The organism is Bradyrhizobium sp. ma5, from assembly GCF_042258955.1.
GTDB lineage: Bacteria > Pseudomonadota > Alphaproteobacteria > Rhizobiales > Xanthobacteraceae > Bradyrhizobium.
Genome location: NZ_CP170156.1, coordinates 6,079,663 through 6,104,418, shown reverse-complemented (window position 1 = coordinate 6,104,418; position 24,756 = coordinate 6,079,663). Strand labels below are relative to the sequence as shown.

Here is a 24,756-nt window from a genome sequence, read left to right as displayed (position 1 = left end):
GATTACTTTGCTGCCATCTGATCCCGATACCAATCTCCAATCTCGCTCGCCGTCATGAGCGCGACGCCGTCATGGCCAATCACGTAATCGAGCAACGCCTCCAGGTATTTGATTCGATGTGGGACCCCCGTGATGTAAGGATGCACCGAGATTGCCATGATCCGCGCGTTCTCTGCGCCTTCGAGATATAGCCGATCGAATTGGTCGGTACAGCGCGTCAGGAACTGCTCCGAGGGCAGATGCTGCAGCGCGTGAATGACAATATCGTTGGTCTCGACGGAATAGGGAATCGTTGTCACAGTTCCGTGCGGTGTTGCGATGTCCTGAGGAAGATCGTCGATCACCCAATCGGCCACGTATTCGATCCCGTTGAGGCGCAGGAGATCCAGTGTTTCTTCGGTCTCGGTCAGGCCGGGACTTTCCCACGATCGCGGCGGCTTGCCGGCAAATGCGGCGATCGTATCGACAGCACGCTTGATCGCATCCGCCTGGTTCTCGATCTTGTGCATGGGGCCCTGCACGAACCCATGCCCCATGAATTCGAAGCCCGCCTCGCGCGCTGCCGACGCTACGCGCGGATAGCTGTTGCAGACGTTGGCGTTCGTGGCCAGCGTCACCGGTATCTTCCGGTCCGTGAGGGCCTTGAACTGCCGCCAGAAGCCGGCGCGCATGCCGTATTCATGCCACGACCAGTTCGGCACGTCAGGCAGCAGCGGTTGGCCCATCGGTGGACTCAGCACGGTGCGTGGCATCGAATTTTCGATACGCCATTCCTCGACGTTGAGGATGACCCAGACAGCAAGCTTTTTGCCATCAGGCAATGTCAGTTTCGGTCGGTCGATCTGAGCCTGGTACGGAATGCGATCAGTGAAAGCCACGTCGAAACTCCCTTCGTCACGCGGATGATCCGGTGGCGGCGTTGATCCGCGGCAAGACCTTCTCGGCCATCAGGATCATCGATTGACGGCCGAGCTCGCGATCCTTCCAATCCTTGCCGGCATAGAGCAAGGTTCCGAAGGTGCCGATCTCTTCCTGGAACGCCAGCAGTTGATCAGCCACGCTTTCGGGCGTGCCGTAGATGATCAGCCTGTCGCAAATCGACTCGAGGGTGACCTCCGCGTCGGGTTGATCCCGCCGCGTCTTGAACAGTTCGAGCCGGCCGCCGCGCTTCAGCTTCGTGAACAGCTGGTGATAATAGTACACGTAGGGGCTATCGGGCGACGTGGCATAGGCCTTCGCCGTTGCTGCGTCCTTTGCCACAAACACGCTCTTGGCGACGCGCCAGTTGGCGGGGTCCGCTGCCCGGTTCACACGCGCGCAACCCTCGACATATTTGGGCCAGTGGCTCTTCACCCAGGCAGGCATCAGGAAGTTCGCCGAGATCGGATCCCAGCCGCGCGCGGCGGCTTCCGTGACGCCTTTTGAGAACGGCGCGACCGCGGTCACCACGATCGGCGGGTGAGGGGTTTGCAATGGGCGAGCTATCAATCCTTGGCCGATGTCCTCGATCAGGGTTCGCTCGACCAAGACATTCCAATATTTGCCCCGCAAATCATAGGGCGGCTTGCCAGCCCAAATCCCCAGAACCTGATTGATCGCCTCGAGGAACATCGCATTGCGGTCGGCATCGAGATTGCCGAAAACTTCTGCATCGGACAGCAATCCGCCGGGGCTTATTCCAAATATGAAGCGGCCATCCAGCATGTGATCGAGCATGGCGACGGATGCGGCGACCGCTGCCGGATGCGTGTTCGGCATGTTGATGGTGCCGGTTCCAAGCTTGATCTGCTTGGTCGCGGCTGCGAGCCAGGCAATGAACGCAATGCTGGAGGTGATGTTCTCGGCTTTGTCGGTGACGTGCTCGCCGACATACGCCTCCGTGTACCCGAGCTCATCCGCGAGTAGGAAGGCCTCCCGATCCTCCTGGAGCGATTGCCGCCAATCCTTTTCGAGAGGATGGATCGGCATCGTAAAGAATCCGATCTTCATGATCCGCCTCCCTCCGCGTTGAACTTTAGTTGGCAAGGAACCTGCTGCCTTCCCAGGGCGAAGACAAGCCCTGCCGCACAAATAATCACTCGATAAACAAACTTGACCTTTGAAGGAGCCGGCCCTCTAATCGGGCAAACCAAAATTGGGCCGGGAGGCCACGCCACATGAAAGCTGCGGCTTTCGCCTACACCCGCGCGACCAGCGTCGTGAATGCGCTGGAGTTGCTTGCCGCGTACGGCGACAAGGCGAAGGTTCTGTCGGGTGGCCAGAGCTTGATGCCGGCCATGAACTTGCGGCTCGTCTCCCCGGACATTCTGGTCGATATCGGTGGCCTCGCCGAGCTGCGCGGCATCGCCGTGAGGGCAGGCGTGCTGATCGTTGGCGCGCTGACGCGGCATGTCGACCTGCTCAGGTCGCCGGAGATTGCGCTGCACGCGCCGCTGTTGCGGGATGCCGTTGCCCACGTTGCTCATCCTGCAATTCGCAATCGCGGAACGATAGGCGGGAGCCTCGCGCATGCCGATCCGGCATCGGAGTTGCCGGCCTGTGTTATCGCGCTTGACGCCACGATCGTTGTTCGCGGTCCCTCCGGCGAGCGCCGGATTGCTGCGACCGAGTTTTTCAAGGGCATCTACGAAACGGCGCTGTCGCCGGACGAATTGCTTGTCGCGATTGAGGTGCCCGTCGCGGGCCAGGGCTCGACATTTTTCTTTCAGGAGTATGCCCGGCGACATGGTGACTACGCCGTCGTCGGACTTGCTGCACGTGCTGTTGTTGCAGCCGGCAGGTTTACTGATCTCCGGCTCGGCTTCTTTGCGATTGGCGATCGGCCTATGCTAGCCGCGGCCGCAGGCAGGTTGATCAATGCCTCAGTGACCTCTGCCTTGCTTGCAGAAGCTGCGACAGCGTTGGCCGTTGAACTCGATCCACAGGAGGATCAGCAGGCGACCGCGGCAATGCGGCGACATCTTGCTGCGGTCTTGCTCCGGCGCTGCGTGGCCGCATTCCTGGCGCGGCCCGATCTGGAAGCGGGAGTTGCCAGGTGAGTGCCCCAGTGTCGGTTTCGCTTCTGGTCAACGGCGAGCCAATCGATGCCTTTGTCCTGCCGCGGCTCAATCTCGCTGACTTCCTCCGGGAGAACCTGAGGCTGACCGGCACCCATGTCGGTTGCGAGCACGGCGTTTGTGGTGCCTGTACGGTCCGGCTCGATGGCGAGATCGTCCGCTCTTGTCTGATGCTGGCCGTCCAGGCGCAGGGGGCGTCGGTCGAGACCATCGAGGGGCTGTCCGACAGTGGTGAAATCGCCGACCTTCAGGCGGCATTTCGCGAACGCAATGCCTTGCAGTGCGGCTATTGCACGCCTGGAATGCTGATGACGGCACAAGACTTGCTGAAGCATATGCCCGTGCCTGATCGCCAGGCGATCCGCGAGCATCTTTCCGGCAATTATTGCCGCTGCACCGGCTATCAAGCCATCGTGGATGCGGTGGAGGCAACAGCCAAGACGCGCGCGGAGCGGCCGGCATGACCGTGACCCGTGCTCCGGCAGAGACACTTTCGGTGCTCGATCGCCCGAATTCCTATATCGGCAAGACGGTGCCACGGCCGAACCTCGACAGGTTGCTGCAAGGGCGTGGACAATACGTCAGTGACCTGGAATTGCCGCGGATGGCGCATGTGGTCTTCCTGCGATCGCCCTATGCTCACGCCAGAATTGTGGCGATCGATGCCGACGCGGCACGGCGCATGTCAGGCGTTATTGCCATTGTCACAGGTCGCGAGCTTGAGGCTGTCATCACGCCATGGGTCGGGGTGCTCTCGCATCTGAAGGGATTGAAGTCGGCGCCGCAGCACGCGATCGCGGTCGATCGGGCCTGCTGGCAGGGTGAGGCGGTCGCCGCGATTGTCGCAACCAGCCGTGCGGCAGCCGAAGATGCGATGGAGCATGTTGTCGTCGACTACGAGGAGCTCGAGACGGTCACGGACATGCGTACCGCGCTCGATCCGGCGACGCCGGTCATTCACAGCGCGCTCGGTGATAACCTCGCCTTTGAACGGACCCTCAACGCAGGCGATGTCGACCAGGCATTGTCGGATTCTGAGGTGGTCGAGGCCGACTTTGTATTCGGGCGTCACACCGGCGTGACACTTGAACCGCGGGCGGTGGTTGCCGACTGGAATCCGGCCGAGGCACGGCTGACGATCTATCAGGGCACGCAGGCCCCCCACATGGTGCAGAACATCGCAGCCCTGCATCTCGGACTACGTGAGGCGCAGGTCCGGGTGGTCTGCAAGGATGTCGGCGGCTCGTTCGGCATCAAGGTTCATATCTACGCCGACGAAATGGCGACCTATGCGCTGTCCAAGCTGCTACGGCGGCCGATCAGGTTCGTGGCCGACCGTGTCGAGAGCTTCAACACGGACATTCACGCCCGCGATCATCGATGCCGGGGCCGGATCGGCGTCAGGCCGGACGGCACCATCACGGCTTTCGAGATCGACGACCTGACGGGGATCGGTCCCTATTCGATGTATCCGCGCACCAGCGCCATCGAAGCCAATCAGGTGGTCAACCTGGTCGGTGGGCCGTATGTCACGGCGAACTATCGGGCGCGAGCGCGGGTCGTCTTCCAGAACAAGAACGTGATGTGTCAGTACCGGGCGGTCGGACACCCGATTGCCTGTTCGGTCACCGAGGGGCTGGTCGACCTTGCCGCAGCGAAGATCGGCATGGACCCTGTCGAGATCCGCCGGCGCAATCTGATCCCCGACGATGCCTATCCCTGTGCATCCCCCTCCGGCATGAAATTCGAGCAGCTTTCGCATCATGCCTCGCTGGCCAAGCTGCTGCAGATGATGGATTACGACGTCTTGCGTGCCGAGCAAGCGGCATTGCGCGCCAGAAACATTCACCGGGGTATCGGAATCGCCAGCTTCATCGAGGTGACCAATCCCAGTGCCGCCTTTTACGGCGTCGGCGGCGCGAAAATCTCGTCGCAGGATGGCGTTGCGGTTCGGCTCGACGCGCAAGGCTCGGTGATCTGCCAGACCAGCATCACGGAGCAGGGGCAAGGGTCGGAATCGCTGACTGCCCAGATCGTGGGCAGCGTGCTGGGCGTCTCGATGGACCGGGTCCGCGTGACCCTGGGCGACACCGACAACACGCCCTATGGCGGCGGCACCTGGGCCTCGCGCGGTGCCGGCATCGGCGGCGAAGCCGCGTTGCAGGCCGCCAAGGCCCTGCGCCAGAATATCCTGGATGTCGCCGCGGCCATCCTGCAATCGACGCCGGCTGGACTCGATATCGTCAACAACAGCATCGTCAATGCTGTCGACGGTGCGCCGCGCATCGAGCTGAACGAGCTGGCGCGGATCGTCTATTTTCGACCGGATACCCTCCCGCCGGGCGTCCAGCCCGAGCTGATGGCGACGCGGCATTTCGTGCCACGGCAGTATCCCTTTGCGTTCACCAACGGGGTTCAGGCCGCATGGCTTGAGGTCGATACCGAGACCGGGTTCGTGACGCTGCTGAAGCATTGGGTCGTCGAAGACTGTGGCACCATCATCAACCCGCAACTGGTCGACGAGCAGATCCGGGGCGGGGTCGTGCAGGGGCTCGGCGCGGCGCTGTTCGAGAAATGCATCTATGACGAACGCGGTCAGCTGACCAACGCCAATATGGCGGACTACCTGGTCCCGATGTCCGGCGAGATGCCCGATATCGAAATTGGCCATGTGGTGTCTCCGACGCAGGAAACGGAGCTCGGAGCCAAAGGGGCGGGTGAGGCAGGTACGGCCGGCGCAGCAGCTGCGGTTGCCAACGCGGTCAATGACGCGCTGCGGCCGTTCGGCGCAACAATTACCGAGATTCCGCTCACGCCACAGGTTATCCTGACGGCCTTGGGACGGATCTGAATGGGGACGTTCCGGGCAACGATAATACGCTAAGCAAAACACAGACAGTTCTTGGGGAGGAATAGGTCATGACGAACAAGGTCACCAAAGCTGGATCGATATCGCGGCGTCGTCTGCTGACGACGGCAAGCGTCGGCGCCGCACTCGCCGTCTCACCCTTTCGCATCAATCTGCTCCAGGCTGAGGAAGCCCCCATCAAGATCGGCTTCCCGGTTCCTTTGACCGGTCCGTATGGCGCCGAGGCCCAGGACCAGGTGCGGGCGGGGCAGCTCGCTGTTGCCCAATTCAATGATGCGGGTGGCCTCAATGGCCGTAAGGCCGAGCTCGTCGTGCGCGACGACAAGCTCAATCCCGGGGAGGCCGCGACGCGGACATTGGAGCTGGTCGAGAAGGAGAAGGTGAATTTCGTCGTCGGCAGTCTGTCGGCCGCAGTTCAGCTTGCGATCAACAACGTCACCAAAGAGCGCGGCGTCATCTTCAATTCGATCAGCCAGTCCGACGCCATCAACGAGGCAGCCGACTTCAGCAAATACACCTTCCACGAAGCGCTGAACCCGCACATGACGTCAGGCGCGGTCGGCCGCTATGCCTTCGCCAAATTCGGCAAGAAGGTTGCGTTTCTCACGGCGGATTATGCCTACGGTCACGAGATGGTTCGCGGTTTCCTCGAGGTCGGCAAGGAGTTCAACGTCGAGAACCTCGGCGACATCCGCCATCCGCTGGGAACGACCGACTTCTCGACCCTGCTGCCGCGTCTCCAGGCGCTGAAGCCCGATATTCTGTGCATCAGCAATTTCGGTCGCGACCAGCAGATCGCGCTGAAGCAGGCGACCGACTTCGGCATCAAGAAGTCGATCCAGATCATCGCTCCGTTGCTCTCGCATGCCAGCCGCGTCGCGGCCGGCCCCCAGGCATTCGAGGGCGTCGTCGGCGGCTGCTCGTTCTACTGGGGTATCGAAGACAAGTTCGCCTCGACCAAGGCGTTCAACGATGCGTTCCGCAAGATGTACGACGGCAAGCTGCCCACCGATTACGGTGCGCTCGGCTATGGCGGTGTTCGGACCGTGCTGGAGGCGGTCAAGGGCGCCGGCAGCGTGGAGACCGACAAGGTCGTCGCGGCATTGGAAGCACTGAAGTACGACTACTACAAGGGGCCGCAGTATTATCGCAAGTGCGACCACCAGTCGGTGCAATCGGTGCTCGTGATCAAGTCGAAGTCCAAGGACCTGAGGAACGAGTCCGACGTGTTCGAGGTCCTGTCGACCGAAGAACCCAACGAGAAGTACTTGCGCACCTGCGAGGCGCTCGGTCACAAGAGCTGAGCTCGTGCGACGGCGCGCGCCGCGGGTGCGCGCCGTGCGGAGGGGGACAAATGGCGGGCCTGAGCTTTGACCTGATCGCGCTGCAACTGTTCGCCGGGCTGGCGCTCGGCGCCATCTACGTGTTGTTTGCGATCGGCCTCTCGCTGATCTTCGGGATGTTGACGGTTGTCAACTTTGCCCATGGCGCGTTCTACATGGTCGGCGCTTATGTCGGGCTCTATCTGATCTCGATCGGGGGCAATTTCTGGATCTGCCTCGTGGCGGTGCCGATCGCCGTCGGCCTTTTCGGCCTTGCCGTCGAGCGCGTGCTGATCCAGCCGCTTTACGGCCGCGGCATCGACTATCCGCTCCTACTGACCTTTGGGCTCAGCTACGTGATGGTCGAATGCGTGCGCATTGCCTTTGGCAAGACTGGCTATCCTTTCGATACGCCCGAGGTTCTGCAGGGCGCCGTCGACATTGGTGTCGGCTATTTCCCGCTCTACCGCCTGTTCGTGATTGGGGCGACAGCCGTCGTGCTGCTGGCGCTCTGGCTGTTTCTGGAGAAGACCAGCTTCGGGCTGATTATCCGCGCCGGGGCGCGCGATCCGCAGATCGTGCGTGTTCTTGGGGTCGATGTTTCCAAGGTCTGGTTGATCGTGTTCGGGATAGGTACCGCGATCGCGGGCTTTGCCGGCCTGTTGGCCGCGCCGCTTCAAGGCGTCATTCCGGAAATGGGCGGCACGATCCTCGCCGAAGCCTTCGTCGTGACGGTCGTAGGAGGGATGGGGTCGATCGGCGGCGCCGTACTGGCAGGCCTGCTGGTTGGTGTGGTGGTCAGCATGACCTCGCTGTTCGCACCCGAGATGGCCAAGGTTTCGATCTTTGCCTTGATGGCGGTCGTTCTGATCGTTCGTCCCCAGGGCTTCTTCGGCCGCGCCGGATTGATGAGCTGAGCCCGGCATGACCGAAACCACTCAATCGATCAAACAGCCCGGTGCTGCGACGGGTAGTTGGTACGAGTTCGCAACGCGGTATCGTGCCAGCATTGTCGCGGCGGTCATCCTCGTTTTCCCGCTGGTGATGCCGTTCACGGCCCTCGCCGTGAATATCCTGATCTATGGGTTATACGCGCTCGGCTTCAACCTCGTGTTTGGATATCTGGGTCTCCTGTCGTTCGGTCATGCGGCACTGTTCGGGACCGGTGCCTACCTCTGTGGCATCGCCATCGTGCACTTCGGCTGGCCGTGGTATGCGGCGATCGCCGCCGGGGTCGCCGGTGGATTGTTCATGGCGCTGTTGATCGGTGTGCTCGCGATCAGGACCCGCGGCATCTACTTCGCCATGGTCACGATGGCGCTGTCGCAATGTGTCTACTACCTCTTCTACCAGGCGGTTGACTTGACCGGCGGCGAGAACGGCCTTCGCGGCATCAACGTCCGCACCATCGATCTGTTCGGCCTGCGGATCGATTTCATCAATCCGATGACCCGTTACTACGTCATCGCGGCTTTTGTGATCGCCGCGTTCTTCGTGATGTCACGCATTCTGGCGTCGCCCTTTGGTGCCGTCATCGAAGCGGTGCGCGAGAACGAGGGGCGTGCCCGCGCGTCCGGCTACGACGTGACCCTGACGCGGCTGCTGACCTTCGTCCTGTCAGGCGGTTTCTGCGGCCTCGCGGGTGCGTTGCAGGCGTTGCACCTGTCGATCGTTCCGATCGAAATCCTGCATTATGAGACCTCGGGCCTGGTCGTGATGATCGCTCTCCTCGGCGGCATGGGGACGTTCTTCGGGCCGATGATCGGCGCAGCTGTCTTCCTTGTCCTGGAGAATGTGGTCTCGGTGTGGACCGTCCACTGGCAGCTCATCGTTGGAGCCATCTTCATCGCATGCGTGCTGTTCTTCCCGGCGGGCATCTGGGGCACGCTGATTGCGCGGGGCAGACGATGAGCGCCGCAGAACGCCAGGCAGGGGAAATCATTCTGCGCACCAGGGGCGTCGGCAAGACGTTCGGGAAGTTCGTCGCCCTCAACAATATCTCGGCCGAGTTTTCCAGGGGAGCGATCACCTCCATTATCGGTCCGAACGGGGCTGGAAAGAGCACCTACTTCAACCTGCTGTGCGGCGCCCTTCCGCCGACGAAAGGCAGTGTCGAGTTCGAGGGCAAGGATGTCACCGGTCTGCCGCAGCACCGTTTTGCGCATATGGGGATCGCGAAATCCTTCCAGATCACCAGTGTGTTTCCGCAGCTTACGACACGGGAGAACATCCGAGTCGGCCTGCAGGCGCTGGTGTCGCGATATGACATCTGGCGCCCCCGTGCGCGCCTGACCGAACTGATCGAGCGGGCGGACGAACTGCTGGCTCTCGTCGGGCTGTGGGAATCCCGAGAGCGTGCGGCCAAGACATTGGCCCATGGCGAGCAGCGGGCACTGGAGATCGGCATGGCGCTTGCCAGCCAGCCCCGTTTGCTGCTGCTGGACGAGCCGACGGCCGGCATGAGCCCGGAAGAAACCCGGACCATGATGGATCTCATCGTGAAACTCGCCAGGGAACGTACGGTCATCCTCGTCGAGCACAAGATGAAGTTGGTGCTGGGGATCAGCGATCGTATCCTCGTGCTGCACCACGGAGAATTGCTTGCCGAGGGAACGCCACAGGAGGTCCGGCAAAACGAGGCGGTGAAGCGTGTCTATCTCGGTCAGCGGGAGCACTGACGCGATGCTGCAGGTCAGCAAGCTCAATGCCTGGTATGGCGCTAGCCACGCGTTGCAGGACATCAGCCTCGAGGTGAACAAAGGCGAGATCGTTTGCCTGATCGGGCGCAACGGGGCCGGCAAGACGACGACGCTCAAATCGATCATGGGGTTGATGGGGCGCACGCGTGGCTCGGTCACCTTCAAGGGTGAAGAACTGTTGCGCCAGCCGGCGCATGTGCGCTTCGCGTTGGGGCTGGCCTACGTTCCAGAGGAGCGGCGGATTGTGCAGGGGCTGACCGTGCGGGAGAATTTGCGGCTCGGGCTGGTCGCCTCGAAGGAGAAGAAGCGGGAAGCCGAGCTGATCGACGAGATCGCAAAGATATTCCCCCGACTGGCCGAGCGTATGGATCAAGAGGCGGTCACGATGTCCGGCGGCGAGCAGCAGATGCTGGCGATCGCGCGGGCGATGATCGCAAAGCCCGACCTGATCATGCTGGATGAGCCTTCGGAGGGCATCATGCCGATCCTGGTCGACGAGATGTTCGAGCTGTTCCGCAGCATGAAGGCGCAGGGAACGACGGTTCTGCTGGTCGAGCAGAACGTCGAGCTCGCGCTCGGCATCGCCGATCGTGCCTATGTGCTGGATCAGGGGGCGGTGGTGCACCAGGCCTCCGCGCAGGCGCTGCTCGCCGACGACGAGATCAAGGAGCGCTACTGCTCGGTGTGAGCACGCTCTCGGATCGGCACGTACTGAACGTTACTCCGCAGCGCTTGCGATTGCTTCGGCGTTCCGATTGGTAACGACGACCTTGATCGCGTCATCCACGCGGTCCCGCGCATATCTGAGCGCCGTCGGCAGGTCGGCCAGCGGAAACGTATGGGTGTGTATCTTGGTCGCGTCGAACCGCTTCGCGGCCATCAGTTCCATCGCGCGGTGCGTGGCGCTCTTGCCTTCGCCGCGGATACCGTAAGCGTAGATGTTGTTCCGCACGAGATGCGCGACGTCCAGCGTTGCGGCCTCGTGCGGGAAGGCGGCGAGACAGATCTTGCCGCCGCGATTGGTCATGTGAATGGCCTGGTTGAGTGTCGCTTCGGTGCCGGCACATTCGACGATATAGTCCGCGCCGATCCCCCCCGTTAGTTGCTTTACGACCCCAACGGCGTCTTCGTCGTTGATGTTGATGACGCGGTCGGCCCCCAATTCCCCGCCGATCGCTAGCCGCTTGTTGCGCGTTCCGGTCAGGATGACCGGGCTTGCACCAAGCGCCTTGGCCACGGCAACTGCGAGAAGTCCGATCGGCCCCGGGCCGATTACCACGACGCTCTCGCCGGCCACCAATCCCCCCAATTCCGTCAAGCCATACATCGATGTCCCGGCAGTCACCACGAGCGTTGCTTCCGCATCGCTCATGGTATCCGGGACGCGCGCCAGCGTATTGATGTGGTTCACCGCGTATTCGGCGAATCCGCCATCGGTCGTAAAGCCGTTGGCGCGGTGACCCTTCTCCGGCTTTCCATAGTTGAGGCAAGATGTGTACATGCCCTGGCGGCAGCGTTTGCATTGGCCGCAGCCGGCATGGATCTCGACGCTGACCCGCTCTCCGATCCTGAACTCGTCGACATCAGGGCCAAGGGCAGCAACCGTGCCCATATATTCGTGACCCGGCGTAAAGTTCTTGTTGAAGGGCGCGCCGCCTTGAATGCTTGCCGGCGACCCGGCATGGATGATTTCGAGATCGGTGGCGCAGATCGCAACCGCGTCGATGCGCACCAGCACTTCGGCACGTGACGGGATCGGCGTAGGCTTCTGGCGAAGCAGGAGCTGGTCGGGATCACCAAGGACCCAGGCCTTCATCTGGTCAGGGACGGGAAGATCGGGCGATGTCTTGACGCCGGGCGGCTGGTACATGGGCGCTTCCTGTTTTGGCTCTCAGCCTAGCGCGAAACGGCGGTTTGCCGCGAGCATCCGATCGTTGGCATCCGGGCTGTTGCATTTGCTGCACGGCAGCAAGCGCGTCGCAAAACCTTCATGCGCGGCCTATACTTGGTCCCCCGTTGATGTTGAAATCCGCATTGCATCCTCTCCCAGACCGGAGCCTCCCATGAAGATCCGCCTTGTCCTTGCGTTGCTGGCGCTGACGCTGATCGCGCCGTGGCAATCCGCCAAGGCGGCCGACGTGATCTGCTACAATTGCCCGCCGGAATGGGCCGATTGGGCGTCGATGCTGAAGGCGATCAAGGCAGACCTCAATTACGACATCCCGCATGACAACAAGAATTCCGGGCAGGCGCTGGCCCAGATCCTGGCCGAGAAGAGCAATCCGGTCGGCGATATCGGCTATTTCGGCGTGACCTTCGGCATGAAGGCCAAGGCCCAGGACGCGCTCGAGCCCTACAAGCCCGCGCATTGGGATCAGGTCCGGGCCGGTCTCAAGGATCCGGACGGCTACTGGACCACGATCCACTCCGGCACGCTCGGCCTGTTCGTGAACAAGGACGCGCTCGGCGGCAAGCCGGTGCCGGCCTGCTGGAAGGACCTCCTGAAGCCGGACTACAAGGGCATGGTCGGCTATCTCGACCCGTCATCCGCGGCGGTCGGTTATGTCGGCGCGGTCGCTGTCAATCTCGCGCTGGGCGGTTCGCCCACCAATTTCGATCCGGCGATCACCTTCTTCAAGGAACTGCGCAAGAACGATCCGATCGTGCCCAAGCAGACGTCCTATGCCCGCGTCGTGTCGGGCGAGATGCCGATCCTGTTCGACTACGACTTCAACGCCTATCGCGCGAAATACTCAGAGAAGGGCAGCTTCGAGTTTGTGATTCCCTGCGAGGGGTCGGTGGTGTTTCCCTATGTCGTTGGTCTCGTGAAGAACGCGCCCGACAAGGAGAAGGCCAAGAAGGTGATGGACTATCTGCTGTCCGATAAGGGGCAGGCGATCTGGACCAATGCCTATCTGCGTCCGGCCCGCCCGATCGAACTGCCGGCTTCCGTGAAGGGCAAATTCCTCCCCGACAGCGACTATGCCCGCGCCAAGAGCGTCGACTGGGGCGAGATGGAAAACGTGCAAAAAGCCTTCGTCGACCGCTATCTCGCCGAGGTTCGCTGAGGCAATATGGTGCCCTTCGACGGGCACCATTCTTCCGATGTCGCAAAAATCCTTCGTTTGGCTCTGCCTGCTGCCGCTCGTGCTGGTCACCGCGGCGTTCTTCCTGTTGCCGATGGCACGGCTGGTGGTGGCAGGCGCCGAGGGGCCGCACGGCCTTGCCGGATATCTCGCCATCCTGACCGAAGGCCGCTATCGCGCGACGCTGATCAACACCGTGCTGCTGGCGGCGGCAACCACGGTCGTCACGCTGATCGTGGCGACGATCGCCGGAATGTTTCTGCAGCGGCACCGCTTTCCCGGGCGGGCCGTGCTGATTGCGATGCTGACCTTTCCGTTGGCGTTTCCCGGCGTCGTGGTCGGCTTCATGATCATCCTGCTGGCAGGCCGGCAAGGGCTGATCGGCGACCTCTCGAACCGGATCTTCGGCGAGAAGTTCGTTTTCGCCTATTCGATCTATGGGCTCTTCCTCGGCTATCTCTATTTCTCGATCCCGCGCGTGATCCTCACCATCATGGCGGCCGTGCAAAAGCTCGACGTCGGGCTGGAGGAGGCCGCGCGTTCGCTCGGCGCAAGCCCATGGGCCGTGCAGCGTGACGTCGTGCTGCCGGCGCTGGCACCGGCCTTCGTCGCGTCCGGTGCGATTGCATTTGCGACCGCGATGGGCGCCTTCGGCACTGCCTTCACGCTGGCGACCAATATCGACGTGCTGCCGATGCTGATCTACACCGAGTTCACGCTGGCCGCCAATTTCGCGACATCGGCAGCCTTGTCGGTCGGGCTTGGCCTGATCACCTGGCTCATCCTTGCGCTGGCCCGCACGTTCAGCGGCAGCGCGGTCGCGGCGGCTGGGTGAAAGCATGCGCGATCGCCTGATCTTCACCGGCCAGTTCATCTTCACGCTGCTCGTTGCCGCATTCCTGGTGGTGCCCGCAGCGCTCTCGATCTCCGCCGGCGTCACCGTCAATTACTTCCGGGGCATTCAGTCCGGCGTGACCCTGCAATGGGTCGCGCAGGTCTGGGAGCTCTATGCCGGGACCATCCTGCTGTCGTTCGTGATCGCCTTCGCAACGCTTGCCGTCACGCTGCTCGCCGGCGTCCCCGCGGCCTATGCCCTGCATACGCGAGGCGGTCGGCTCGCCCGCATCGTCGAGGAGGTCATCACCTTGCCGCTGGCGATCCCGGGGCTCGCGATCGCGCTCGCACTGCTGCTCTCCTATGGGAGCTTTAGCGGCTTCCGCCGCTCCTGGCTGTTCATCCTGGTCGGCCATGTGATCTTCACCATGCCGTTCATGGTGCGGTCGGTCATGGCGGTGTTTGCGACCGTGGACATCAAGACGCTCGATGAGGGGGCTGCCTCGCTCGGGGCATCGCCGTGGCGGCGATTCTGCGATGTCATCGTGCCGAACGCGCTGCCGGGAATTCTGGCTGGCGCACTGATGGTGGTCACGCTGTCGCTCGGCGAGTTCAACCTGACCTGGATGCTGCATACGCCGTTGACGAAGACGCTGCCGATCGGGCTCGCCGACAGCTACGCCTCGATGCGACTCGAAGTGGCCTCGGCCTACACGCTGATCTTCTTCGTGATGATCATTCCGCTGCTGGTCGCGATGCAACTGCTGGCCGACAAGGACCACAAGCGATGAGTACGGTGGGGCACGGTGCGGCGGTGCGGATCGAGGCATGCGGCAAGACCTTTGCCGATGGGACGCGTGCGCTCGATCCCGCGACCCTCGACATCGCGCGAGGCGAGACGCTGGTGCTGCTCGGCCCATCCGGCTGCGGCAAGACCACGATGCTGCGCATTATCGCGGGCCTCGAGTTGCCGGATGCGGGCGGCAAGGTGCTGTTCGACGGCAAGGATATGACCTCGGTCCCGATCGAGCGGCGCAATGTCGGCATGGTGTTTCAGTCCTACGCCCTGTTTCCCAACATGACGGTGGCGGACAATATCGCCTATGGCCTGAAGATCCGGGGCGTTGCCAGGGGCGAGCGTGCCGGGCGCGTCGCCGAGCTGGTTGCCCTCACGAACATCACGGGACTGGAGAACCGCCGCATCGACCAGCTTTCGGGCGGCCAGCGCCAGCGTGTGGCACTGGCGCGTGCCGTTGCGATCCGGCCCGGCATCTTGCTGCTCGACGAGCCCTTGACCGCGCTTGATGCCGCCTTGCGCGACCGGCTGCGAGGCGAGCTCAACCGGTTGCTGCGCGCACTCGGAATCACGACGATCTATGTCACCCACGATCAGGCCGAAGCCATGGAATTGGGCGACCGCGTTGTCGTGATGCGGAAAGGTGCGATCGCCCAGATCGGCACGCCGCGCGAGGTCTACTTCGCACCGAAGGACCGCTTCGTGGCGGAGTTCATCGGAGCGGCGAATATCGTGGAAGCTCCGATCGAGAACGGCGGATTGATCCTGCCCGGCGGACGATTGCCGATCGAGGGTGGCGCGACGGCTGCGAACGCGACCGTCATGATCCGTCCCGAAACCATTCGCGTGACGGATGCCGGGGCAGGGGCGCTCTCGGGAATAGTCGATTCCGTGAGCTTCATCGGCGACCGGCAGCGGCTCGTTGTGAGCGGTGCATCGAGCAAGCCGCTCAATATCGACGCGCCCAACACCATCCAGGCCAAGGTCGGCGATCGAATAGGGCTGTCCATCGCGCCCGATGCGCTTCGCCTGCTGCCGTCCGAATCTTGAGAGTCATCGATGCCTTCGAAACCGGTCCTGATCGCGCAGATATCCGACCTCCACATCAAGCCGCCGGGAGCGTTGGCCTATGGCCGGGTCGATACCGCGAAGGCGCTGGAACGCTGTGTGGCGGCGCTCAGCGCATTCGAGCCGGCGCCCGATTTCGTTGTCATTTCGGGCGACCTCGTCGACACGCCGTCGGTCGAGGAATACGACTATCTCAAGCGATTGCTCGCGCCGCTGCGCCTGCCGTTTGCCGGCATTCCCGGCAATCACGACTCGCGTCAGTGGATGCGCGAGGCGTTTCCGGCCGCGCCGTATGCTCACCCGACCGGCGCGCTCGACCAGAAGATCGAGGTGAGTGGTCTCGATCTCCTGCTGCTGGATTCAAGCGTCACCGGCAAGCCGCACGGCATGCTCGAACCGTCTACGCTGCAATGGCTGGACGCGGCGCTGGCCACGGCCGTCGACCGGCCGGCGCTGCTTTTCCTGCATCACCCGCCATTCAAGGGCGGCATCTGGCATATGGACCGGCAAGACCTCTTCAATGCCGATGCATTGGCGGAGATCGTCAGGCGTCATCCGCGTGTGCGGTTGATCGCGTGCGGGCACGTCCATCGTGCGATGCTGACCACCTTCGCCGGGATTCCCGTGACACTATGCCCCGCTCCGAACCATGCGGTCGACCTGGACCTCGGACAGTTGCGCGAACCATCGTTCAGGGTGGAACCGCCTGCATTTCATTTGCACACATGGTTTCCCGGGCAGGACTTTGGACAGCTGGTCACACACCAGATCCCGATCGGTCAGTTCGACGGGCCGCATCCGTTCTTTGGGCCGGACGGCAAGCTGCTGTGAGTGGGGCGTGTCGACCCCTCACACGGACGGGTTTCGCCAGGCGGGATTGCCAGTGACGGGCGAGTTTTCAAGACCAAGGGCGGCCGTTGCCTACAATTGAGCGTTGCAACTAGACACATATTTATTCCAAATTGTACTTTCGATGCCTTCTAGCCCGATCTCACCGGCCTGGACCTTTTGTTGCTGTAGGTCTCCGGTAGGGCTATAGTCCTCTCCGCTTTCATTGATCGATAGCTTGTCGGTGTGTCGCGCTGGTGGCGCGCCGATTGAACGCAACACAATCAGTCTGGATCACAATGACCGGTGCGCTGCCCATAGAACGAACTGCCGGCGCGCCGTTGTTTTCGAACAACAAGCTATCGGTGCTGCGCAAGCATCCTTACTTTGCCGATCTCGAGCCCGAGGCGTTCGATCAGCTCTGCCGCTATGCCAAGCACACCACGCTGAAGCGCGGAACGACGATTTTCTCCAAGGGCGATCCGGGCACCAGCCTGATCGCGGTGATCTCGGGCACGGTGAAGATCAGCATCTCTTCGCCGGATGGTCGCAACGCGATCCTGAACCTGATCGAGGCAGGAGAGATATTCGGAGAGATCGCGCTGCTCGACGGCTTGTCGCGGACGGCCGATGCTACCGCCAACTCCAATTGCGAGCTGTTCGTCATCGACCGGCGCGAGTTCATTCCGTTCGTGCGCAGCCAGCCGACGCTTGCGATGAAGTTCATCGAGCTGCTGTGCGCAAGATTGCGTTGGACCAGCGACCAGGTCGAACAGGTGATCCTGCAGGACTTGCCCGGCCGTCTGGCGAGCGCGCTGCTGCGCCTGAGCGACAAGCACAAGCCGCAGGGGCGCACCATCTCGATCACCCAGCAGGAGATCAGCGAGATGGTCGGGATGACCCGCGAGAGCATCAACAAGCAGCTCCGCGCGTGGGCGACACGCGGTTGGGTCAGGCTCGAACATGGCGCGATCGTCGTGCTGAAGCCCGAGTCGCTGCAGGCGCTGGTCGACGCCGGGGCTGATGATGGCGAGTAGTCGCTCTCCGGTCGGCGCGGTCGCTCCAACGTTTCACGAAATGGTGAACCGGACAAAGCCTGTGAAACCATTCACATCGGTCGCGCGTGCCCTGCGGTAAGTGACCCTTCGGTGGAGCACACTCGCACTGTGGAGGAATCCATGCAGGGCTCTTTCGACAACCGGCAGCAGGCCGCGCGGCAGCGGGATCCGGAAAGCAACTACAGGAGCTTCAGCATCAAGCTGATCGCTTTGCCGGTGCTCGTGATCGTTGCATTGGTCGGGATGCTGGTCAGCCACCCCGCCGCGGTCAAATGGATATCGGACGCGGCGCAAGCGGAGTTCGCGGGTACCGACGCCGTCGATGCCGATCCATTGACCAAGATCGCGCAGCCGGCGCCCACCGCGCTGCCGCGCAATGAGGCGCGGACTGTGAAGACCAACTGATCGTTGGCATCCTCGTTACGCCGCAACGCCGAGCAGCTTCGCCGCGGTCCGGCCGAGAATGTTGGCCTTGTCGTCGTCGCTCAGCGATGAGCAGGCGAAGATATGGTCGGCCGGTGCCAGTTGCCATGGATAGGGATAGTCGCTTCCCAGCACGATCTGGCCGGCGCCAACCTGGGCGGCGAGGTGTCGGATCGCCTCGGGCGTGAAGATCAGCGAGTCGAAGTAGATATGCTTGAGATATTCGGTCGGCGCCTTCTGGAGCTTGGTCTCCGGATTGCACCCTTTGGGTCCGACCAGGCAGGGGTGGTCCGAACGATCGGCATAGGAGGGGAGATAGCCGCCGCCATGTGCGGCGATGATCTTCAATCCCGGGAAGCGGTCGAGCGTGCCCTCAAAGATCAAATGGGACAGCGCGATCGTGGTCTCGAGCGGATTGCCGATGGTGTTGCCGAGCCAGCCATTGCCCGAGAGCCGCTTGTTGAGCTCGGGCACGCCCTGCGGATGGATGAACAGGGGGACGCCGAGCTCCTCGGCCTTGGCCCACACGGGATGAAACTTGGGGTCGGAGAATTCGACGCCATCGACCACGCCGCCGATCGCCGCGCCCTTCAGTCCCTGTTTCTTCACCGCCGTCTCCAGCTCCTGCACCGCAAGGTCCGGAGCCTGCAGCGTCAGCGAGGCGAAGGCCGCGAACCGGTCAGGCTTCGAGGCGCACAGCTCGGCGAGCTTTTCATTCTGGATCTTCACGATCTTGCCGGCGAGATCGCGATCGCGGTCGTACCAGAACGGATTGATCGACAGCACCTCCATATCGACGGCCTGTGCGTCCATCGCAGCAAGGCGCTTGTCGATCTCGATGAACGCTTCCGCAGCGCCGTTGACCGGCGGCAGCTGATATTTTCCGGAATCTGCCCCGAGCAGCGCACCCGCCTCGCGGAAGTGGCAATGCGCGTGAATGTCGATCGTCTTGATGCGCTTGCCGTCGACTGTGACCGGCAACTTCTGGCGCGATGCTTGCGCATGCGCGTTGTGGACGAGCCCGCAGCCGCAGAACACGATGCCTGCCGCCGCCGTCGCTCCCGCTTTCAGGAAATCCCGCCTTGTGGTCATGACGATCGCCTCCCCGGTCTTGTTTTGTTATGGGCAGGCAGCCTAGGGACGTGGGCTAGCGGTCGCAAGACCACACGCTGTGCGTGTCGCGCAATGTTGATCTGCTCAGACCGGCTTGATCCCGGCCTTGGCGATGATGTCGCGCCATTTCGGAACTTCGTCGGCGATACGCTTGCGCATGCCGTCGGGTCCGTTCGCAAGCACCTCGAAGCCGTCATTGCGCAGCTGCCCGGCGATCTCCGGTGTCTTCAGGATCGCAATCGATTTCGCCGACAGCAACGCGACAATGGAGGCGGGCGTACTCGCGGGCGCGAGAAAGCCCTGAAAGGTGTCGGAGACGAAATCCTGGTAGCCGAGTTCGATCATGGTCGGCACATCGGGCAAATCGAACCATCGATTGGTTCCGGTGACCGCCAGCGCCTTGAGCGCTCCCGACGCGATATGCGGATGGGCGGGCGGCAGCGCCGCGAACGCGACCTGGGTCGTCCCGCTCAGGATCGCCTGGATCGCTGGGCCTGCACCCGAGAACGGAACATGCGTCATCTGGATTCGGCCGATGATCTTGAACAGCTCGCCGGCGAGATGCGGCGTCGTGCCGAGGCCCGGGCTCGCATAGTTCAGTTCGTCCGGGTTGGCCCTGGCACGCGCGATCAGGTCGGCGACCGAATTGATGCCGAGCTTCGGATTGACCAGGATCACGTTCGGAGACGTGCCAAGCTCGGCGATGGGCGCGAAGTCCTTGTCGGGATCGTACGGGATCTTGGCGTAGAGGCCCGGGTTGACGACATAGGCGCTGGACGTGATCAGGAGCGTGTAGCCGTCAGGCTCGGCATGTGCCGCGATGCCGATCCCGATATTGCCACCGCCGCCGGGACGGTTCTCGACCACGATGGTGCCGCCGAGTGCCTCGCCGAGATGGGCGCCGAGGATGCGAGCCATGATGTCGGTCGGCCCGCCCGGCGCGAACGGCACGATGATCTTGATCGGACGTTCGGGATAACCGGCGGCATTGGCCCGCCCGGTGAGGCCAGCGATCGCGAGCGCGCCAACAGTCTTCAGGATCGCGCGACGCGAGGGAGGGGCCGATCCGTTTGCTGTCATCGGATGTCCCTCATCTGCATCACGCCTCTAAAGATCGAACACTGCCACCGCGCGGATCGGCGATGCCGTGCCGTCGCGCCATTTCATCGGCAGGCCAATGAAGGTGAATGGTCCCTGGCCAAGCAGGGCCTCGAGATTGCACAGGCTTTCGATGTGGGTGATGTCGAGATCGAGGCAGGCCTTGTGAACGAGCAGGTTCTCGTCGCTGTCCGGACCCGGGCGCATCGAGTCGATGCCGAAATGAACGATGTCTTGTTTGGCCAGCCACTCGGTGGCGGCGACATTCACCCCGGCATTGTCGGTCGCATATTCCTTGCGCGGAAAGGTCCGTGCATGATGGCCGGTGCAGAGCAGGACGGTGCCGCCTTTCGGGATCGGCCGTCCGGCCGCCTTCACGGCCGTATCGAGGTCGGAGGGAGTGATCTCGGCACGCGGCGCAATGTGGCGCAGGTCGAGACAGATGCCGGGCACAATGCACTTCTCCAGCGGATATTCATTGATCGGGATGCCGCTGGGACCGAAATGCCGGGGGGCATCGATGTGGGTTCCACCGTGGTCGGGCATCGAGATGAACATCGATGCTAGTCCATAGACATTCCTCGATTCCGCCAGCGCCTCCTCGTGGTTCTTCCACATCCCGTGCATGATCGGCGGGTGGCCGGGGTAGCTCGGCGTGCGGTGATAGAGCTCGCGGCTCAGGTCAACGATCCTCACGATGGATGCCCTTTCTTGACGGAGCCGGCGCAGGCGCGCTTCTGCCCATGATGCTGACGGGTTTGCCGCGGTTGTGCAAGGTGCCGCTTGCCCTCAGTGCAGCACCTGCAGTTGCCGCGGCAGCCAGAGCGAGATTTCCGGCAGATAAGTCACGCACATCAGGACAAAGAACATCACCGCATAGAACGGCCAGATCTTGCGCATGACCTGCTCGATCGTGACCTTGCCGACCGCGCAGCCGACAAAAAGGATCGCCCCGACCGGTGGATGACACAGCCCGATGCCGAGATTGAGCAGCATGATCATGCCGAAATGCACCGGATCGACGCCGAAGTTCTTCATGACAGGCAACAGGATCGGTGTCGCGATCAGGATCGACGGCGCCATGTCGACCAGTGTGCCGAGCACCAGCAGCAGGACGTTGATCAGGAGCAGGATGACGTACTTGTTGTCGGAGATCGACAGGAAGAAGGCGGTCATCTTGGCCGGCATCTGCGTCAGGGCCATGATGTAGCCAACGCTGGAGGCGCACGCGATCAGCGTCATCACCATCGCGACCGTGCGCAGCGTGCGATGGAGCAGCACCGGCAGGTCGCGCCAGCGATAGTCGCGATAGATGAACATGGTGACGAAGAAGGCCCAGATGCAGGCGACGGCACCGGCTTCGATTGCGGTAAAAATGCCGCCGAGAATGCCGCCTAGGATGATGACGAGGGTGATCAGACCCCAGGAGGCATCGATGGCGATCCGGATCGCGTCCTTGGCCGGCACGGTCTGGCCGTGCGGGTGCTTCTCGCGATAGGCGACGGCCAGGCACAGGATGATCAGTGAGAAGCCGAGCAACAGCCCGGGGAACACGCCGGCCATGAAAAGGGCGCTGATCGAGATCGTCCCGCCCGTTGCGAGCGAGTAGAGCACTGCATTGTGACTCGGCGGCACGAGAAGGGCCTGGACCGACGAGGTGATCGTCAGGTTGGTCGCGAACACGCGCGGGTAGCCGTTCTTCTCCATCTGCGGGATCATCACCGAGCCGATGGCGGACGTGTCGGCGACGGCCGATCCGGAAATGCCGCTCAAAAATGTCGTCGCCAGCACGTTGACGATCGAGAGGCCGCCACGCAGCCGGGTCAGTCCAACCAGCACGTCGGCAAACGCGACCAGGCGGCGGGCCATGCCGCCCTCCGCCATGATCGCGCCGGCCAGCACGAAGAACGGGATCGTCAGCATCGCGACCTTGCTGACACCGTCGGAGATCTTCAGCATCACCGCTTCCAGGGGAATGCCGATCCACAAGGCGCCGACGATCGCCGCCATCGCCAGCGAGTAGGCGATCGGCATGCCGATCAGGAAGCACAGCAGCATGGTCGCGAGCAGAATGAGGATGTCCATCGTGGCCTCTCGCGATCAGTCGGCGGAAAAGTCGCGGTGTGGTGCGATCGGATCGGGTGGCGCACCCAGGAAAATCCGCTCGATGATGAACAGCAGCAGACAGGCGCCGCCGATCGGAATCGGAAGATAGGTGACGCCGACCGAAAGCGACGGGAAGTCGGCGATCGTGTTGTACCAGGTCACCTCGACGAGCCGCGCGCCCCAGATGATCATGAACAGCGCGATCAGGCCCATCATCAACTGGACGACAAGGTCGGTCAGGTTGCGGAGCGGGGCAGGCAGCTTATTGGCAAAGTAGGCGACGTTCATATGCAGATTGAGCCGATATCCGGCGGCCGCACCGATGAACGTCACGACGATGGTGAGCAGCACCGCGAGCGGTTCAGGCCAGGATGCGGCGCTGTTCAGGACATAGCGCGTGAACACTGCCCAGGGGATGACGGCTGAAATCAGGATCAGCGCGACAGAGCCCGTGATGACGCAGGCAAGATACAAATAGTCCATCGCGCGGCGATATGATCCGGCCATGTCCATTTCCTGTAAGAGGACGATTTCCCGTATGGCGTAGTGTCAGGCGGACTGGATACGTCCGATCATGCCCTGGTATTTCGGGCCGTATTTGTCCCAGACCGGCTTGACCGCGTTCTGGAACGGCGCCTTGTCGGCGATCTCGATGATCTCGCACCCGGCAGCCTTCGCTTTTTCCATCGCCTGCTTCTCGTAGGCGTTCCAGAGCTCGCGTTCTTCCATCTGCGCCTCGCGGGCGAGTTTTTTGATCAGCGTCTGGTCATCGGCTGCCAGCGCGGACCAGGCGCGTTTCGAGAACACCAGCAGCTCGGGAACGATCAGGTGCTCGGTGAGCGAAAAGTGTTTCGCTGCGGTGTAGTGGTTGCTGAAGACGTAGCTCGGGGGATTGTTCTCGGCGCCGTCGATAACGCCGGTCTGCAGCGCGCTGAACACCTGGTCGTAGCCCATCGCCACGCCGTTGCCGCCAAGCGCGTTCATCATGTCGATGAAGATCGGATTGCCGATGACGCGGAACTTGAGGCCCTTGATGTCGGCGATCGTCTTGATCGCGTGCTTGATGTTGTAGAGGCTGCGCGCTCCGGAATTCATCCAGCACAGTGCGACGAGTCCGGCATTCGGGCTTGCCGTGATCTTGTCCAGCAGCTCCTGGCCGATCGGGCCATCCATCATCCGCTCGGCATGTGCCATGTTCTTGAACAGGAAGGGCATGTTGACGACGTTGATGTCATCGACGATCGGGCCGATCGAGCCGGCGCTGACGCGCAGCATCTGGATCGCACCGATCTGGGTCTGCTCGATGGTTTCCTTCTCGCCGCCGAGTTGCATCGAGGGGAACATCTGCAGCGACAGGCGGCCGTTGGTCGCCGCCGCCAGCTTCTTGCCGAGGTTTTCCGTCGCGACCACGGTCGGGTAGCCCGGCGGCTGCACGTCCGACGCCTTGAAGACGGCTTTCGACTGGGCGAGGGCGGCCTGCGTCGAGGTCGCAACGACTGCGCCAAGGCCGGCGCCGAACTTGATGACGTCGCGACGGTTGAGCCCGGTGCCGCGGCGCTGCGATCGATCTGTACGATTCATGTCATATCCTCCCAAAGTGCCTGGCCGGAGTCCGGCCGCGGTCATGCCGGCTGGCTCTGCTCGTCGAAGAACTCCGGATTGTTGTGCTGGGTGGCCGAGATGTCGGCCAGAAGGCGTTCGAGATGTCTGGCCATCGCGGCTCCGGCCGATGCCGGGTCGCGCGCCTCGATCGCGGCCATCACGGCCTCATGCTCGGCGATGACCTCGGCCATCCGCCCGCGCTGCGGCAGCGTCAGCCACCGGAAGCGATCCACGTGAACCTTGACCTGCAGGATCAGCTTCCAGATGCCGGGATGTCCGGCAATTTCGGCGATGGCGGCGTGAAAGGCCTCGTCGGCCTGATGGAATGCTTCGCGATCGGCGGCCATCTCGGCCTCGCGCTGGCGTTGGAGGATCGCATGCAGGCTGAGGATCTGGCTGGCGCTGGCGCGCTCAGTTGCCATGCGGGTCGTGGTTTCCTCCAGCGACCGGCGGACGATGATCGCCTCCGGAAGGGCGGCGAGCGGGATGCGAGATACGAAAATGCCTGATTGCGGGAAAATCTCGACCAGGCCCTCGTCCGACAGGCGCAGGATAGCTTCCCGCACCGGTGTCCGGCTGACGCCATATGCGCGCGCGATCTCGGCCTCGATGATCGGATCGCCGGGCCTGCGCTGCAGCGAGACCAGTTCGGCACGCAGCTCGGCATAGATCCGCGCCGCCGCGGTTGCGGTCCGCGGACGACCGGTGCGCCGCTGGCCGACGGGGTTGCGGAGCTCCGACTTTTTCGGCGCGCGGGCGGGCATTCGTGCTCCAATAACTAATATATTAGTATATGAA

At 62.6% G+C, this 24,756-nt stretch carries 25 protein-coding genes; 15 read left to right on the top strand and 10 right to left on the bottom strand.

The window, feature by feature from the left end:
• Positions 1-2: 2 nt before the first annotated feature.
• Together ACE103_RS28585 and ACE103_RS28580 are read right to left on the bottom strand one after the other, a co-directional pair.
• The gene (locus ACE103_RS28585; RefSeq protein ID WP_375775784.1) at positions 3-878 is read right to left on the bottom strand and encodes a polysaccharide deacetylase family protein; all 876 of its coding nucleotides are present in this window, start codon (positions 876-878) and stop codon (positions 3-5) included.
• A 16-nt stretch (positions 879-894) separates the two neighbouring features.
• Positions 895-1,989, bottom strand: a complete 1,095-nt coding sequence (locus ACE103_RS28580) for an LLM class flavin-dependent oxidoreductase (protein ID WP_375775783.1) — start codon at positions 1,987-1,989, stop codon at positions 895-897.
• A 167-nt stretch (positions 1,990-2,156) separates the two neighbouring features.
• Here ACE103_RS28580 and ACE103_RS28575 point away from each other — a divergent pair, with 167 nt between their 5' ends.
• The 8 genes from ACE103_RS28575 (at position 2,157) to ACE103_RS28540 (ending at position 10,634) form a co-directional block, all read left to right on the top strand.
• Entirely contained in the window at positions 2,157-3,038 is an 882-nt protein-coding gene (locus ACE103_RS28575) for an FAD binding domain-containing protein (protein WP_375775782.1), read from the top strand.
• On the top strand, positions 3,035-3,520 hold the full coding sequence (locus ACE103_RS28570; RefSeq protein WP_375775781.1) for a (2Fe-2S)-binding protein: 486 nt from the start codon (positions 3,035-3,037) through the stop codon (positions 3,518-3,520). The genes ACE103_RS28575 and ACE103_RS28570 overlap by 4 nt, the downstream gene beginning before the upstream one ends.
• Positions 3,517-5,907, top strand: a complete 2,391-nt coding sequence (locus ACE103_RS28565) for a xanthine dehydrogenase family protein molybdopterin-binding subunit (RefSeq protein ID WP_375775780.1) — start codon at positions 3,517-3,519, stop codon at positions 5,905-5,907. Before ACE103_RS28570 ends, ACE103_RS28565 begins: the two co-directional genes overlap by 4 nt.
• 68 nt (positions 5,908-5,975) lie before the next feature.
• Positions 5,976-7,229 (top strand): ABC transporter substrate-binding protein, encoded by a 1,254-nt coding sequence (locus ACE103_RS28560; protein ID WP_375775779.1) that lies wholly within the window; start codon positions 5,976-5,978, stop codon positions 7,227-7,229.
• A gap of 50 nt (positions 7,230-7,279) precedes the next feature.
• Entirely contained in the window at positions 7,280-8,164 is an 885-nt protein-coding gene (locus tag ACE103_RS28555) for a branched-chain amino acid ABC transporter permease (protein ID WP_375775778.1), read from the top strand.
• Positions 8,165-8,171: 7 nt separating this feature from the next.
• On the top strand, positions 8,172-9,158 hold the full coding sequence (locus ACE103_RS28550; protein ID WP_375775777.1) for a branched-chain amino acid ABC transporter permease: 987 nt from the start codon (positions 8,172-8,174) through the stop codon (positions 9,156-9,158).
• On the top strand, positions 9,155-9,925 hold the full coding sequence (locus ACE103_RS28545) for an ABC transporter ATP-binding protein (RefSeq protein ID WP_375775776.1): 771 nt from the start codon (positions 9,155-9,157) through the stop codon (positions 9,923-9,925). The genes ACE103_RS28550 and ACE103_RS28545 overlap by 4 nt, the downstream gene beginning before the upstream one ends.
• A 4-nt stretch (positions 9,926-9,929) precedes the next feature.
• Complete coding sequence (locus ACE103_RS28540; protein WP_375775775.1) at positions 9,930-10,634, top strand: ABC transporter ATP-binding protein; 705 nt, start codon at positions 9,930-9,932, stop codon at positions 10,632-10,634.
• A gap of 30 nt (positions 10,635-10,664) precedes the next feature.
• Here ACE103_RS28540 and ACE103_RS28535 read toward each other — a convergent pair whose 3' ends face one another.
• Entirely contained in the window at positions 10,665-11,816 is a 1,152-nt protein-coding gene (locus ACE103_RS28535) for a zinc-binding dehydrogenase (protein ID WP_375775774.1), read from the bottom strand.
• A 193-nt stretch (positions 11,817-12,009) separates the two neighbouring features.
• On the opposite strand from ACE103_RS28535, the gene ACE103_RS28530 reads away from it, so the two are divergent.
• The 7 genes from ACE103_RS28530 (at position 12,010) to ACE103_RS28500 (ending at position 18,021) form a co-directional block, all read left to right on the top strand.
• A complete protein-coding gene (locus ACE103_RS28530) occupies positions 12,010-13,014 on the top strand; it encodes an ABC transporter substrate-binding protein (RefSeq protein ID WP_375775773.1) in 1,005 nt (334 codons plus the stop codon).
• Between the two features lie 37 nt (positions 13,015-13,051).
• Positions 13,052-13,867 (top strand): ABC transporter permease, encoded by an 816-nt coding sequence (locus ACE103_RS28525; protein ID WP_223969093.1) that lies wholly within the window; start codon positions 13,052-13,054, stop codon positions 13,865-13,867.
• A gap of 4 nt (positions 13,868-13,871) precedes the next feature.
• Positions 13,872-14,657, top strand: a complete 786-nt coding sequence (locus tag ACE103_RS28520) for an ABC transporter permease (protein ID WP_375775772.1) — start codon at positions 13,872-13,874, stop codon at positions 14,655-14,657.
• A complete protein-coding gene (locus tag ACE103_RS28515) occupies positions 14,654-15,712 on the top strand; it encodes an ABC transporter ATP-binding protein (protein WP_375775771.1) in 1,059 nt (352 codons plus the stop codon). Before ACE103_RS28520 ends, ACE103_RS28515 begins: the two co-directional genes overlap by 4 nt.
• 9 nt (positions 15,713-15,721) lie before the next feature.
• Positions 15,722-16,561, top strand: a complete 840-nt coding sequence (locus tag ACE103_RS28510) for a phosphodiesterase (protein WP_375775770.1) — start codon at positions 15,722-15,724, stop codon at positions 16,559-16,561.
• Positions 16,562-16,857: 296 nt separating this feature from the next.
• Positions 16,858-17,595 (top strand): Crp/Fnr family transcriptional regulator, encoded by a 738-nt coding sequence (locus tag ACE103_RS28505; RefSeq protein ID WP_375775769.1) that lies wholly within the window; start codon positions 16,858-16,860, stop codon positions 17,593-17,595.
• 141 nt (positions 17,596-17,736) lie between these two features.
• Positions 17,737-18,021 (top strand): hypothetical protein, encoded by a 285-nt coding sequence (locus ACE103_RS28500; protein WP_375775768.1) that lies wholly within the window; start codon positions 17,737-17,739, stop codon positions 18,019-18,021.
• Positions 18,022-18,036: 15 nt separating this feature from the next.
• Here the strand turns inward: ACE103_RS28500 and ACE103_RS28495 are convergent, their stop codons facing one another.
• The 7 genes from ACE103_RS28495 to ACE103_RS28465 form a co-directional block, all read right to left on the bottom strand.
• Positions 18,037-19,131: an amidohydrolase family protein gene (locus tag ACE103_RS28495; protein ID WP_375775767.1), complete on the bottom strand. Its 1,095-nt coding sequence runs from the start codon at positions 19,129-19,131 to the stop codon at positions 18,037-18,039.
• A gap of 105 nt (positions 19,132-19,236) precedes the next feature.
• The gene (locus ACE103_RS28490; protein WP_375775766.1) at positions 19,237-20,232 is read right to left on the bottom strand and encodes a Bug family tripartite tricarboxylate transporter substrate binding protein; all 996 of its coding nucleotides are present in this window, start codon (positions 20,230-20,232) and stop codon (positions 19,237-19,239) included.
• Between the two features lie 27 nt (positions 20,233-20,259).
• Complete coding sequence (locus tag ACE103_RS28485; RefSeq protein ID WP_375775765.1) at positions 20,260-20,946, bottom strand: cyclase family protein; 687 nt, start codon at positions 20,944-20,946, stop codon at positions 20,260-20,262.
• A 93-nt stretch (positions 20,947-21,039) separates the two neighbouring features.
• Positions 21,040-22,335 carry a TRAP transporter large permease gene (locus ACE103_RS28480; protein ID WP_176530067.1) on the bottom strand — a complete coding sequence of 432 codons (1,296 nt, stop codon included), beginning with the start codon at positions 22,333-22,335 and terminating at the stop codon, positions 21,040-21,042.
• Positions 22,336-22,350: 15 nt separating this feature from the next.
• Positions 22,351-22,863: a TRAP transporter small permease gene (locus tag ACE103_RS28475; protein ID WP_375775764.1), complete on the bottom strand. Its 513-nt coding sequence runs from the start codon at positions 22,861-22,863 to the stop codon at positions 22,351-22,353.
• A 42-nt stretch (positions 22,864-22,905) separates the two neighbouring features.
• Positions 22,906-23,937, bottom strand: a complete 1,032-nt coding sequence (locus ACE103_RS28470; protein ID WP_375775763.1) for a TRAP transporter substrate-binding protein — start codon at positions 23,935-23,937, stop codon at positions 22,906-22,908.
• 41 nt (positions 23,938-23,978) lie between these two features.
• On the bottom strand, positions 23,979-24,722 hold the full coding sequence (locus ACE103_RS28465) for a GntR family transcriptional regulator (protein ID WP_375775762.1): 744 nt from the start codon (positions 24,720-24,722) through the stop codon (positions 23,979-23,981).
• Positions 24,723-24,756 lie beyond the last annotated feature (34 nt).

Bases quoted from the DNA above. Each gene is read 5' to 3' on its own strand.
- ACE103_RS28580 (WP_375775783.1), bottom strand. From the start codon at position 1,989: ATGAAGATCGGATTCTTTACGATGCCGATCCATCCTCTCGAAAAGGAT.
- ACE103_RS28575 (WP_375775782.1), top strand. From the start codon at position 2,157: ATGAAAGCTGCGGCTTTCGCCTACACCCGCGCGACCAGCGTCGTGAAT.
- ACE103_RS28565 (WP_375775780.1), top strand. From the start codon at position 3,517: ATGACCGTGACCCGTGCTCCGGCAGAGACACTTTCGGTGCTCGATCGC.
- ACE103_RS28560 (WP_375775779.1), top strand. From the start codon at position 5,976: ATGACGAACAAGGTCACCAAAGCTGGATCGATATCGCGGCGTCGTCTG.
- ACE103_RS28555 (WP_375775778.1), top strand. From the start codon at position 7,280: ATGGCGGGCCTGAGCTTTGACCTGATCGCGCTGCAACTGTTCGCCGGG.
- ACE103_RS28550 (WP_375775777.1), top strand. From the start codon at position 8,172: ATGACCGAAACCACTCAATCGATCAAACAGCCCGGTGCTGCGACGGGT.
- ACE103_RS28545 (WP_375775776.1), top strand. From the start codon at position 9,155: ATGAGCGCCGCAGAACGCCAGGCAGGGGAAATCATTCTGCGCACCAGG.
- ACE103_RS28540 (WP_375775775.1), top strand. From the start codon at position 9,930: ATGCTGCAGGTCAGCAAGCTCAATGCCTGGTATGGCGCTAGCCACGCG.
- ACE103_RS28535 (WP_375775774.1), bottom strand. From the start codon at position 11,816: ATGTACCAGCCGCCCGGCGTCAAGACATCGCCCGATCTTCCCGTCCCT.
- ACE103_RS28530 (WP_375775773.1), top strand. From the start codon at position 12,010: ATGAAGATCCGCCTTGTCCTTGCGTTGCTGGCGCTGACGCTGATCGCG.
- ACE103_RS28525 (WP_223969093.1), top strand. From the start codon at position 13,052: ATGTCGCAAAAATCCTTCGTTTGGCTCTGCCTGCTGCCGCTCGTGCTG.
- ACE103_RS28520 (WP_375775772.1), top strand. From the start codon at position 13,872: ATGCGCGATCGCCTGATCTTCACCGGCCAGTTCATCTTCACGCTGCTC.
- ACE103_RS28515 (WP_375775771.1), top strand. From the start codon at position 14,654: ATGAGTACGGTGGGGCACGGTGCGGCGGTGCGGATCGAGGCATGCGGC.
- ACE103_RS28510 (WP_375775770.1), top strand. From the start codon at position 15,722: ATGCCTTCGAAACCGGTCCTGATCGCGCAGATATCCGACCTCCACATC.
- ACE103_RS28505 (WP_375775769.1), top strand. From the start codon at position 16,858: ATGACCGGTGCGCTGCCCATAGAACGAACTGCCGGCGCGCCGTTGTTT.
- ACE103_RS28500 (WP_375775768.1), top strand. From the start codon at position 17,737: ATGCAGGGCTCTTTCGACAACCGGCAGCAGGCCGCGCGGCAGCGGGAT.
- ACE103_RS28495 (WP_375775767.1), bottom strand. From the start codon at position 19,131: ATGACCACAAGGCGGGATTTCCTGAAAGCGGGAGCGACGGCGGCGGCA.
- ACE103_RS28490 (WP_375775766.1), bottom strand. From the start codon at position 20,232: ATGACAGCAAACGGATCGGCCCCTCCCTCGCGTCGCGCGATCCTGAAG.
- ACE103_RS28480 (WP_176530067.1), bottom strand. From the start codon at position 22,335: ATGGACATCCTCATTCTGCTCGCGACCATGCTGCTGTGCTTCCTGATC.
- ACE103_RS28475 (WP_375775764.1), bottom strand. From the start codon at position 22,863: ATGGCCGGATCATATCGCCGCGCGATGGACTATTTGTATCTTGCCTGC.
- ACE103_RS28470 (WP_375775763.1), bottom strand. From the start codon at position 23,937: ATGAATCGTACAGATCGATCGCAGCGCCGCGGCACCGGGCTCAACCGT.
- ACE103_RS28465 (WP_375775762.1), bottom strand. From the start codon at position 24,722: ATGCCCGCCCGCGCGCCGAAAAAGTCGGAGCTCCGCAACCCCGTCGGC.